10 protein-coding genes and 1 tRNA gene are annotated in these 11,021 nt (G+C 74.0%); 3 read left to right on the top strand and 8 right to left on the bottom strand.

Going from position 1 to position 11,021, the window contains the following annotated elements:
- Positions 1 to 72: 72 nt before the first annotated feature.
- The gene (locus tag ACQF4J_RS26420; RefSeq protein ID WP_351565038.1) at positions 73 to 1,320 is read left to right on the top strand and encodes a hypothetical protein; all 1,248 of its coding nucleotides are present in this window, start codon (positions 73 to 75) and stop codon (positions 1,318 to 1,320) included.
- On the top strand, positions 1,317 to 2,252 hold the full coding sequence (locus ACQF4J_RS26415; protein ID WP_427166916.1) for a hypothetical protein: 936 nt from the start codon (positions 1,317 to 1,319) through the stop codon (positions 2,250 to 2,252). Before ACQF4J_RS26420 ends, ACQF4J_RS26415 begins: the two co-directional genes overlap by 4 nt.
- On the opposite strand, the gene ACQF4J_RS26410 is transcribed toward ACQF4J_RS26415, so the two are convergent.
- Positions 2,198 to 4,426 (bottom strand): ATP-binding protein, encoded by a 2,229-nt coding sequence (locus ACQF4J_RS26410; RefSeq protein ID WP_427166915.1) that lies wholly within the window; start codon positions 4,424 to 4,426, stop codon positions 2,198 to 2,200. The genes ACQF4J_RS26415 and ACQF4J_RS26410 overlap by 55 nt on opposite strands.
- 146 nt (positions 4,427 to 4,572) lie before the next feature.
- Complete coding sequence (locus tag ACQF4J_RS26405; RefSeq protein ID WP_351565029.1) at positions 4,573 to 5,373, bottom strand: exodeoxyribonuclease III; 801 nt, start codon at positions 5,371 to 5,373, stop codon at positions 4,573 to 4,575.
- A 135-nt stretch (positions 5,374 to 5,508) separates the two neighbouring features.
- On the opposite strand from ACQF4J_RS26405, the gene ACQF4J_RS26400 reads away from it, so the two are divergent.
- Positions 5,509 to 5,985: a GNAT family N-acetyltransferase gene (locus ACQF4J_RS26400; protein WP_351565026.1), complete on the top strand. Its 477-nt coding sequence runs from the start codon at positions 5,509 to 5,511 to the stop codon at positions 5,983 to 5,985.
- A gap of 243 nt (positions 5,986 to 6,228) precedes the next feature.
- Here ACQF4J_RS26400 and ACQF4J_RS26395 read toward each other — a convergent pair.
- The 6 genes from ACQF4J_RS26395 to glp all read right to left on the bottom strand — a co-directional run bounded on the left by ACQF4J_RS26395 (position 6,229) and on the right by glp (position 11,021).
- Positions 6,229 to 6,302, bottom strand: a tRNA-Ala gene (locus tag ACQF4J_RS26395).
- A 117-nt stretch (positions 6,303 to 6,419) separates the two neighbouring features.
- The gene (sepX, locus tag ACQF4J_RS26390; RefSeq protein ID WP_427166914.1) at positions 6,420 to 7,682 is read right to left on the bottom strand and encodes a divisome protein SepX/GlpR; all 1,263 of its coding nucleotides are present in this window, start codon (positions 7,680 to 7,682) and stop codon (positions 6,420 to 6,422) included.
- Between the two features lie 172 nt (positions 7,683 to 7,854).
- Positions 7,855 to 8,535: a GNAT family N-acetyltransferase gene (locus tag ACQF4J_RS26385; protein ID WP_427166913.1), complete on the bottom strand. Its 681-nt coding sequence runs from the start codon at positions 8,533 to 8,535 to the stop codon at positions 7,855 to 7,857.
- A 20-nt stretch (positions 8,536 to 8,555) separates the two neighbouring features.
- Positions 8,556 to 9,104: a MogA/MoaB family molybdenum cofactor biosynthesis protein gene (locus ACQF4J_RS26380; RefSeq protein ID WP_427168619.1), complete on the bottom strand. Its 549-nt coding sequence runs from the start codon at positions 9,102 to 9,104 to the stop codon at positions 8,556 to 8,558.
- A complete protein-coding gene (gene moaC / locus ACQF4J_RS26375) occupies positions 9,089 to 9,568 on the bottom strand; it encodes a cyclic pyranopterin monophosphate synthase MoaC (RefSeq protein WP_351565014.1) in 480 nt (159 codons plus the stop codon). Before moaC ends, ACQF4J_RS26380 begins: the two co-directional genes overlap by 16 nt.
- Positions 9,569 to 9,698: 130 nt before the next feature.
- Positions 9,699 to 11,021, bottom strand: coding sequence for a molybdotransferase-like divisome protein Glp (gene glp / locus ACQF4J_RS26370; protein WP_351565011.1), 1,323 nt, complete (start codon positions 11,019 to 11,021; stop codon positions 9,699 to 9,701).

Raw genomic sequence — 11,021 nt, 5'->3', positions numbered from 1 at the left:
ACCGCTCTCGGCGGCCGCCTGTGGCCCCACCCGAACTGTCCGCCAACTCATGGATTCCACGGGGGAGTTCGTATGAGTCTGTTGATGCCGGACGCCGACCGGCGCCCTGCCGTCCCCCTGCGCCTCGACGTGGAGCGCTGGGCCACCTTCCGCATTCGTCGGCGGGTGCTCGCGGTCGTCCACACGGTGACCTCCGCACAGCGCCTGCTGGAGGCGGTCCGATTACTGGAGGGAGATCCGCGGATCCAGACCGTCTTCACCATGGCGAACGACGTCTTCAACGACGGCGTGGAACGCTTCCTGGAGAGCATCCGGGCGCTGGTGGTGCCCTGGAGCCAGGCCGTCCACACCCGTTTCGACCTCGCGCTGGCCGCGAGCCACGGCGGGCTGCACGAGCTGAACGTGCCGGTGGTCGTGCTGCCGCACGGGGCGTCGTACAACAAGCGGATCTCGGCGCCCGGCGGTCCGCGCGGCCGGGGCACGGCCGCCCGCGAGGTGTACGGACTGGGCCGGCAGTGGCTCGTCCGGGACGGGGTGGTCGTGCCCGCCGCGATCGCCCTGGCGCACGAGCAGGACCGGATCCGCCTCGGCCGGCTGTGCCCCGAGGCGCTGCCGGTGGCCGAGGTGGTGGGCGACCCCTGCCACGACCGGGTGGCGGCCAGCCTGCCCCACCGGGCGCTGTACCGGCGGGCGTTGGGCGCTCGTCCCGGGCAGGAACTCGTGCTGGTCTGCTCGACCTGGGGGCCCGACTCCCTGCTGGGCCGGCAGTGGGACCTGCTGGCGCGGCTGGCCGCCGAACTGCCCCGCGAGGAGTTCCGCATCGTCGTGATGCTCCACTCGCACGTCTGGAACGCGCACAGCGAGTGGCACATCCGCAGCGCCTTCGCCGGTCTCGCCCGGGCCGGCGTCGCCCTGGTCAGCCAGCACGCGGAGTGGGCCGGCGCGGTGGTCGCCGCGGACCACATCGTGGGCGACCACGGCTCGGTGGCCCTGTACGGGACCATGACCGGCGCCCGCATCCTGACCGCCGGCTCCCCGGACACCGACCTGGACCCCGGCTCCCCCATGGCCGAACTGCGCGCCCTCGCGCCCCGGATCCGCCGCGGCCGCTCCCTGCGCCGCCAACTGCGCGGCAGCGGCGCCGCGTACCGCGCGGACGACTACGCCCGCATCGCCTCCCGCCTCAGCTCCGAACCCGGCCGCTTCGCCTCCCTGATGCGCGCCCTGATCTACCGCGGACTCCGCCTCCGCGCCCCGTCGGCCCCCACCACACCCGAACGCGCCGTCCCCCCGGTGACGGTCCGCTACGGCACCTCATGAACGCGCCGCACGCATACGAGGTCTGGCACTCCGGCTCGCACGCGCACGAGGTGTCGATGCCCGGCCCGCACGCATACGAGATCCCCCTCACCGACCGGCACGCATACGAGGTCCCGCTCACCGTGCCGCACGCGCACGAGGTCCCCCTCACCAGCCCGCACGCGCACGAGGTCCACCTCACCGACCCGCGCGCGCACGGAGTCCCGCTTACCGGCCCGCGCGCATACGAGGTCCACCTCACCGGGCCGCACGCGCACGGAGTCCCGCTCACCGAGCCGCACGCATACGAGGTCCACCTCACCAGCCCGCACGCGCACGAGGCCCCCCTCACCAGCCCGCACGCACACGAGGTCCCGCTCACCGAGCCGCACGCACACGAGGTCTTGGTCACCAGCCCGCACGCACACGAGGTCTCGGTCACCAGCCCGCACGCACACGAGGTCTCGGTCACCGGCCTGCTGCGTGCGGTCGTGGACCGGCATCTGCGGGTGGTCCTGCCCGCGCCGCCTCCCTGGCCTCTGCTCGCCGACGTCCTGGTGGCCCCCGGCCCGGGCCCCACCAGGGCCGACACCCTGGCCAGGGCCCACCCGGGGGCGGCGGTGGTGGCCGTGCACGACGCCGCCCACTGCTGGCTCCGCCTGGGCCCGGCACTCGACTTGTGTGCCGGGCACACCAGCGCCGGCTCCGGCGCCGGCGATGTCGTACGGCTGACGCTCACCTCTCGGCATGCCGCCCTGTGCTCGTGGCCGACCTGGGCCTCGCTGGCGCATGCCTGGCTGGTGGCGGGGCTGCCGCCGGACCGGCTGGCTCAGGCGCCGGGCGGGCCGTTCGCGGTGCTGCGGGAGTCTCCCGCACGGCCGCCGTCCGCCGAACGGGGTCAGCCACCCCCGACCCCGTCCCCGTCCCCGTCCGCCGGGGAGCCGTCGTTCTGAGTGGCCTCGGGGGCGTCCTCCCCGGGCAGTTCGCGAAGGCGGGCGCGTACGTCGGCCGCCGGTGCCGGGCGGTGCACCGCCGTGTAGAGGTCGAGCGCCTCCTGGTAGCGGTCGCGGGCGAGGCCGTTCAGGCCGCGCCGGCCGGCCGCCTCGCCCAGCGCCTCCAGGGCGCGCGCCACCTCGTAGTGGGCGCCGGCCTCCCGCAGCACGGCCAGCGCGGAGAGGAGCCGTTCCTCGGCCTCCTCCGGCCGGCCGCGGCGCAGGGCGACCCGGCCGAGCAGGATCTCGGCGCGCGCGGCGTTGTACGGGTCGTGCATGTCCCGCAGCACCGCGTGCGCCGCCGCGGCCTCCTCTGCGGCCCGCACCGGCCGGCCCAGGGCCAGTTCGACGTCGGCCGCGTTGAGGCGGGCGAGCGCCCCGGCCCGGTGGTCGCCGCAGTCGGGCAGTTCCACGGCGGCCCGGGCGAACAGCTCGGCCGCCGCGTCCAGCCGGCCCAGGCGGTGTTCGGCGAGCCCCCGGTAGTTCAGGGTGCGGGCGTGACCGAGCCGGTCCCCCTCGGCCTCGAAGAGCCGTGCCGCCCGCTCGAACATCTCCAGCGCCCGCGCATGGTCCCCCCGGCCCAGCTCGCCGAGCCCGCCGGAGGTCAGCATCCGGCACCGGGCCGCCGTGTCCGCCAGTGCCTCCGCGGCGGCGAGCCCGTCGCGGTAGGCGGCGCACCAGTGGTCGTAGTGCTTGCGCCGGATGAAGAACGGCCCCAGCGCGTCGGCGAGTTGCCAGCCGGCCTCGGGAGCGCCCGCGGCCCGGGCCCGGCGGACGACCGCCATCAGGGTGGGCAGTTCCCGCTCCGTCCAGTCCAGGGCCGCCTGCTCCCCGTCGCCGAAGTCCTCCGTGACCACAGGGCCGGGCCCGTACGAGCGCTCACGCAGCGGATGCCGGGGGTCGACGGCCGTCTCGGCGCGGGTCGCGGTGGCCACGCAGTGGTCGGCGAACCGCCGGAACGCCGCCGCCCGCTCCCCGGCCGGCTCGTCCTCCTCCACTCGGGCCACGGCGTGCAGTCGTACGAGGTCGTGGAACCGGTAACGGTCCTCACCGACCTCGACGAGCAGATTGGCGTCGTGCAGGACGTCCAGCAGCCCGCCCGCGGACCGGTCCACCGGATCGTCCGCGCCTCCGCCCGCCCCGCCGAGTAGCGCCCGCACCGCCGCCGTCCCGAACTCCGTGCCCGGGTGCAGCCCGAGCAGCCGGTAGAGCCGGGCCGCGTCGGCGGGCAGCCCCTGGTACGACAGGTCCAACGCCGCCCGCACCCCCTGGTCGCCGTCGATCGCCAGCGCGTCCAGCCGGCCCCGCTCCGCCGCCAGCGCCCGGACCATCGTGGTGATCCGCCGATGCGGCCGGGCCGCGAGCCGGGCGCCCGCGACCCGTACCGCGAGTGGCAACCCGGCACACAGACCGACCAGCTCACGGGCGTCGTCCGGCTGCGTGGCCACCCGGTCGTCGGCGAGGGTGACCGCCAGCAGCTCGACGGCGGCCTCCGGGGCGAGCGGCTCCAGATGCACCTGGTGGCCGCCTTCGAGGGCCAGCCCCGACATCCGCCGACGGCTGGTGACCAGGGTGACGTTCGGCCCGCCGGGCAGCAGCGGCCGTACCTGCGCCGCCGTCGCGGCGTCGTCCAGCAGCACCACGATTCGGCGCTCGGCGGTGAGGGAGCGGTAGAGGGCGGCACGCTCCGCGATGCCGTACGGCACCTGCTGCGGCGGCACACCGAGCCCGCGGAGGAATCCGCCGAGCACCTCGCCGGGGTCGGCGGGACCGGCCGGTGACTGGGCGCCCAGGTCGGCGTAGAGCTGACCGCCCGGGTAGTCGGGGCGCAGCCGGTGCAGCCACGCCAGGGCCAGGGCCGTCTTGCCGACCCCGCCCAGGCCGCTCACCGCGGCGAGGGCCGCCTGCCCGTGGCGCACGGCGCGGGCCCGCACCCCGTCCAGGCTCGCGACCTCGGCGGTACGGTCCGTCAGCGCGACCGCCGGCGGCAGCTGCCACGGCCGCGCCCGGGCGGCCGCCGCGTCGTCGGAGCCGATGTGGATCCCGCCGTACACCGCCGACGCCTGCACGCTGGGTCCGTGCAGGACGCCACCGCTGATCTCGTTGTGGCCGCCGCCCCGCTCCTGCCCCCGCACGCGTCGCCCCTCCGACCGGTGAGCACCGTCCTACGCCGTCCGCGCCGTTCCGTACAGGGAGCATGTCCGCTCACCCGTTCGACAACCGGGGTCGTCGGCGACGGCGCTGTGACGTTCGTCGCGCTTCGCGCACGGCGCCGGGGGTCTCACTCGTACACGACGGTCACCGGCGCGTGGTCCGACCACCGCTCGGCATGCGTGGCCGCCCGCTCCACGTACCCCTTGACGGCCCTGGCCGCCAGCCCGGGCGTGGCGAAGTGGTAGTCGATGCGCCAGCCAGTGTCGTTGTCGAAGGCCCGCCCCCGGTACGACCACCACGAGTACGGCCCCTCCGCCTCCGGGTGCAGCGCCCGTACGACGTCGACGTAACCGCCGTCCGCGGGGTCGAGGACCCGGGAGAGCCAGTCCCGCTCCTCCGGCAGGAACCCGGAGTTCTTCTGGTTGGCGCGCCAGTTCTTCAGGTCGGCGGGCCGGTGGGCGATGTTCCAGTCGCCGCAGACGACGACCTCCCGGCCGTCGGCCGCGGCCCGCTCGCGCAGACCCTTCAGATAGGTGAGGAACTCGCCCATGAAGCGGACCTTCTCGTCCTGGCGTTCGGTGCCGACCTCGCCGGAGGGGAGGTAGAGGGAGGCGACGGTGATGCCGGGCAGGTCGGCCTCGACGTAGCGCCCGCTGGTGTCGAACTCGGCCGATCCGAAGCCGACTTGGACGCGGTCGGGCTCGCGGCGGGTGTAGAGGGAGACGCCGGCCCGGCCCTTGGCGGCGGCGGGCGCGTGCACGACGTGCCAGCCGTCCGGGGTACGGACCTGCTCCGGCAGCTGCTGCGGCTCGGCCCGCACCTCCTGCAGGCAGAGCACGTCGGCGTCGGTCCCAGCGAGCCACTCCACGAAGCCCTTCTTCGCGGCGGCACGCAGTCCGTTGACGTTGACGGAGGTCACCGTTGGCAAAACACTCTCCTCGGCCTCATGGCCGACCTCGGCGGCTGGACAGGTTGTCCGAGGTCACAGTGGGCACGCGGGAACGATACCGGCACACTGGACGTCGTCCTTTCCCCTACTTCGCATAGGTGTACGGTCCACAGCATGAACATACGCCGGGTCTCCTTCGACCACCCCGACGCCGTCAAGCTCAACGACGAGGTCCAGGCCGAATACCACGTCCGCTACGGCGACGGCGGCGACGCCACCCTCCTCGACCCGGCCGACTTCGAGCCGCCGAACGGCGTCTACCTGATCGCCTACGACGTGGACGACACCCCGGTGGCCACCGGCGGCTGGCGCGCCCAGGACGCCAACGGCGAGGGCAACCTCGACGGGGACGCCGAGCTCAAGCGCATGTTCGTGGTGGAGGCGATGCGGGGCCGGGGCGTCGCCCGGCGCATCCTGGCCGCCCTGGAGGAGGACGCCCGGGCGGCTGGGCGGGCCCGGATGGTCCTGGAGACCGGCACCAAGCAGCCGGAGGCCATCGCCCTGTACACCTCCAGCGGCTACGAGCCCTGCGGGAAGTTCGGCTACTACCGGCACTACGAAGCGAGCCGCTGCTTTGGGAAGGCTCTGTAGCGGGGCGGGGCGGGGCGGGGCGGCCGGGCGATTGGCCGGGCGAGGCCGGCTGGGCAAGGGGGCCAGGGCCGGGCGGCTGGGCCGGCCGAACTCCCGCGAAACCGCCTCCAGGGGCGGCCGAAGGGAGCCGGTCCCACTCAACTGCCGGGGCGAGCGGGCGACTTCGCGCGTTCGCCCGCGGCCTCCCCCGCAGGACGTGCAAGAGCCCCTGTCGGCCATCACCGACAGGGGCTCTATGCTGCGTGGACCTGAGGGGATTTGAACCCCTGGCCCCCTCGATGCGAACGAGGTGCGCTACCGGACTGCGCCACAGGCCCTTGCAACGAGTGAAACTCTAGCACCCCGATCCGCGTGCTTGGAAATCCGTTCCGGGCCCGCCGGACGGCAGCACCACAGGTGGGGCGGGTGGGGGCGCGTGGTGGCGCCCGGTGGCGCTACTCGTTGGCGGCCCGCGGCCGCTCGCCGTCCTCGTACTGGTCGAACAACGGCGTACGCCCCCGCTCCCTGGCCCGCCGCGCGGAAGCCGCCCGGCGGGCGTCACAGCGCCCGTCGTCGTCCGCCTTCGCCTCCGCGGCGTCCTCGCAGGTCGCGTCCTCGTCTGCCGCACCCGCGTCCCGCCGCTCGGCCCGGGTGCCGGCCTGCGCCTCCTGCTCGGGGGCGACGGAACTCGACCGCGCCGAACTCCACGCGTCCGGCGCCCCGAGATCCACGTCCGCGGTGGCCCGCGGCGCGACCGGCGCGGTCACGTACGTCGGCAACGGCACCGGCACCGGGTCCCAGCTGTCCCCGTGCCCGGGCCGCCGCTGCCGCTCACGCTGCTGGTCGACCCACTCCGCGTGGTCCGTCTGCTCCACCAGGGCCCGGCGGTCGGCGGCGAGCGCGGACAGCCCGGGATCGGTCCCGGTCTCTGGGCCTTCTTCCGGTTCGTCGGCGTCGACCTCGGCGGTCACGCGCCTGCGCGGCTGCCGGGCGCGCTCCCTGAGCCGCTGCGCGGCCGCCTCGGCACGACGCCGGTCCATTTGGTAGGCGAAGCGACGGCGTTCCTGGGAGCGCAGGTAGGCGATGTACGCGCTGAGCAGTACGGCGGGGACTCCGGGCGCCCAGAGGAAGGTGAGACCGCCGACGGCGGCGACGATCGCGCCGAGCGTGAAGGCGAGGAAGAGCATGACGGTTGTGCGCCGACGGCGTGCGAGAACCTTCGTGCGCCGGGCGCGCGCTGCGGCCGCCTCCTGGGACGGCGTGCGCCGCGCGACGGGTGGGCGCTTGCGCGCGGGCGCGGAGTCGGATGCGCGCGCGGGCGCGGAGTTCGATGCGCGCGCCGGGGCGGCACTCGACGCGGCCGCCGGCGCCCCCGTCTGCTCGCGCGCCGGTTGCGCGCGCCGGGGCGCCGGAGACTGCACTTCCGCGCGGGTCTGGTGCCGCGCCGGAGGCATGGCGAAGGCCCGGACGTCCACCGAGTCGGTGACCACGTCCGGAGCGTCGGCGCCGGGCTCCCCCTCTTCGGCGGAGCGCGCGCGCAGGTCCTTGGCGTACCGGCGCTCCATCCCCGCCCGTCCGGACAGCAACCGGATGGCTGTGCTGAAGCGTTCCGTCGGACGGGCCTCGTTCAACTCGTCCTGCCTACGTAGCCACATCGGCACCAAGTAGGCGGCCCAGGCCCCGACAATGACTGCGTAGATGAGGCCGCTGCTGCTCACGCCTCACACCGTAGAGGGGTTTGCGCGAGGCCATCCGCCAATTGGGCCGGTGTGTCGCACGATCTGGCTGATATTTCGAACTTTTTTTGTGACCGATGCGATCAGCGGCCCGCCGAGTCGGCGAAATTAATGTCTTGAGGCGGTCGCGGAGCGATCAATTTCGAACACTTATTCAATTTTCTTGACTATGCGAGGGCCACGCGGGATTCCCCGGCGTGTTCTGCGGGTCGCGTGCGGTCTCCCGCGGGGCGTCGTGCGAGGCTCGCTGGGATCGTGCCCGCTGCCAACGGTTGAGCAACCCGTCCGGAACCTCTTCCGCGGTGAGCGCGAAGACGAGGTGGTCGCGCCAGGCGCCGTCGATGTGGAGATAACGCGGCCTGAGCCCCTCCTCCCGGAATCCGAGTTTCTCCACGACCCGGCGGCTGGGCCCGTTCTCGGGGCGAATGCAGACCTCGATGCGGTGCAGACCAACCGCGCGGAAACAGTGGTCCACGACGAGCGCCACGGACGTCGGCATCACTCCGCGCCCGGCCACCGACTCGTCCACCCAGTAGCCGATGTGCCCCGAGCACATCGATCCCCAGGTGATTCCCGCGACCGTCAACTGACCGACCAGCCGCCCCTGGTACTCGATGACGAACGGCAGCATCCGCCCCGAATTCGCCTCGGACCGCAGATGCCTCACCATCTGCCGGTAGGTCGGCCGGTGCGCGATCGGCCCGCTGGGCGTGGGTGGCGGAATGGTCGCTTCCCAGGGGCGCAGCCAGTCGCGGTTGCGCCGGTTGACCTCGCGCCACGCCCGCTGGTCGCGCAGCTTTATCGGCCGGAGGACGATGTCGCCGTCCGCCAGCACGACGGGCCAGGATGGGCTGTTCAGCTCGCACCCCCACTGGTGGCGCCGGGTCTGGGATGGTCGCCGCCGCGGATCTGGTCGACGGCGTGGACCAGGAGGGGCTCAAGGACGGCCAGCCCGTCCTTCACCCCGCCGGTGGAACCCGGCAGATTGACGATCAGTGTCCCTCCGGCCACTCCGGCCAGGCCGCGGGAGAGCGCGGCGGTCGGCACCTTCTCCCGCCCGAACGCCCGGACGGCCTCCGCGATGCCCGGCACCTCGTAGTCGATGACCGCGCGGGTGGCCTCGGGCGTGCGGTCGGTGGGCGACATGCCGGTACCGCCGGTGGTCACGATCACGTCGTACCCGTCCTCGGCGCCGGCCCTCAGCGCGGTCTCCACCGGATCGCCGTCGGGGACGATCCGGGGGCCGTCGACGGCGAAGCCGAAGCCTTCGAGGCCCGCGGCGATCAGTGGACCGCCCTTGTCCTCGTAGATGCCGGCGGCGGCACGGTTGGAGGCGGTCACGACCAGCGCGCGATACGGCGCACTGTTCCCGGCGCGCACCCCGGCGCTCACGCCCGGCTCCAGTCGCCCGACTTGCCGCCCGTCTTCTCCTCCACGCGCACGTCCGTGATGACCGCTCCCTTGTCGACCGCCTTGACCATGTCGATCACGGTGAGCGCAGCGACGGAGACCGCGGTGAGGGCCTCCATCTCGACGCCCGTGCGGTCCGTGGTCTTCACGGTGGCCACGATCTCCACGGCGTCGTCCGCGACCGACAGATCCAGTTTCACACCGGACACCGACAACGGGTGACAGAGCGGAATGAGGTCCGGGGTGCGCTTGGCGCCCATGATCCCCGCGATCCGCGCGGTGGCGAGGGCGTCACCCTTGGGCATGCCCTCCCCGCGCAGCAGCTCGACCACGCGCGGGGAGACGAGGACGCGTCCGCTGGCCCGCGCGGTGCGCGCGCTCACGTCCTTGCCGGATACGTCGACCATGCGGGCGGCGCCCGCCTCGTCGATGTGCGTCAGTCGGTCCTGCGTACTCATGCTGTGCGGCGCTCCCGGTCCGGGCCCCTCGCGGTGCGGCGCGTGGGCCTGTTGTGCGCGACACGGTACCCCCAAGTCGGCGCAAACAACGGACCAGGACTGCCCCATGGTCCGGCACGCGCGCGTGGGCTCAGCCGAGCAGGACGACCTCGACTTCGCTGCCGGGCTCGACGGACTCCACGTCCTCCGGGACGACGATCAGCGCGTCGGCGTGCGCGAGCGCCGCGACCAGGTGCGATCCGGCACCGCCGACCGGGGTCACGGTGCCGTCCGCGTACGTCCCGCGCAGGAACTGTCGCCGGCCCTTCGGCGAGGTCAGCGCGTTGTCGGCGGCGAGGGTGGCGCGGGCCGTGGGCCGGTGGACGTCGTCGAGTCCCATCAGGGTGCGGATCGCGGGACGGACGAACAGCTCGAAGGAGACGTACGACGAGACGGGGTTGCCGGGGAGGGCGAGCAGCGGGGTGTGCTCGGGGCCGACGGAACCGAAGCCCTGGGGCTTCCCGGGCTGCATGGCCAGCTTGCGGAACTCGACGCCGCTGCCCGCCTCGTCCTCGTCCCCGACGTGTGACAGCGCTTCCTTGACGACGTCGTACGCCCCGACACTGACGCCTCCCGTGGTGACCATGAGATCGGCGCGCACGAGCTGGTCCTCGATGGTGGAGCGCAGGGTCTCGGCGTCGTCGGCGACCGCGCCCACGCGGTAGGCGATGGCACCGGCGTCGCGGGCGGCTGCGGTGAGGGCGAAGCTGTTGGAGTCGTAGATCTGGCCGCCGGCCAGTTGCTCGTCGGGCTGGACGAGTTCGCTGCCGGTGGAGAGGACGACCACGCGCGGGCGTGGGCGCACGCGTACCGTGCCGCGCCCGATCGCGGCGAGCAGGCCGATCTGCGGCGGCCCGAGGACGGTGCCGGCCTCCAGGGCCCGGTCCCCGGCCTTCACGTCGCTGCCCATGGCGCGCACGTGCGCGCGTGCCTCGGCCGACCGGTACACGTGCACGTGCCCCTCGGCACCCTCGGGGGCCAGGCTACGGGCGCGCATCCCGGTCACCGGGCCCTCGCCGAGGCCCCCGTCGGTCCACTCGACGGGCACGACCGTCTCCGCCCCGGGCGGCAGCGGGGCGCCGGTCATGATGCGGGCGGCCTGGCCGGGTCCCACGTGGAGCAGGTCGGCCTGGCCCGCCGCGACGTCCCCGACGACGTCCAGGACGGCGGGAAACTCCTCGCTCGCGCCCGCGACATCCGCGACCCGCACCGCGTACCCGTCCATGGAGCTGTTGTCGAACGGCGGCAGCGACACCGGCACCGTGACGTCCTCGACCAGGACGCAGCCCTGCGCGTCCAGGAGGTTCAGCTCGATGGGCTCCAGGGGGCGGACGGTCGTGAGGATGTCCTCCAGGTGTTCGTCCACCGACCACAGGTGGTCCGGGCCGGTGGCGCGGGTCGCGGCGCTGCTCAA

It is taken from the genome of Streptomyces sp. C1-1 (assembly GCF_050214755.1).
Lineage (GTDB): Bacteria > Actinomycetota > Actinomycetes > Streptomycetales > Streptomycetaceae > Streptomyces.
This window is presented reverse-complemented; position numbering and strand designations above follow the sequence as displayed.

Excerpts from the sequence above, each read along its gene's own strand:
- ACQF4J_RS26420 (WP_351565038.1), top strand. The coding sequence starts at position 73 with ATGAGTCTGTTGATGCCGGACGCCGACCGGCGCCCTGCCGTCCCCCTG.
- ACQF4J_RS26415 (WP_427166916.1), top strand. The coding sequence starts at position 1,317 with ATGAACGCGCCGCACGCATACGAGGTCTGGCACTCCGGCTCGCACGCG.
- ACQF4J_RS26400 (WP_351565026.1), top strand. The coding sequence starts at position 5,509 with ATGAACATACGCCGGGTCTCCTTCGACCACCCCGACGCCGTCAAGCTC.
- moaC (WP_351565014.1), bottom strand. The coding sequence starts at position 9,568 with ATGAGTACGCAGGACCGACTGACGCACATCGACGAGGCGGGCGCCGCC.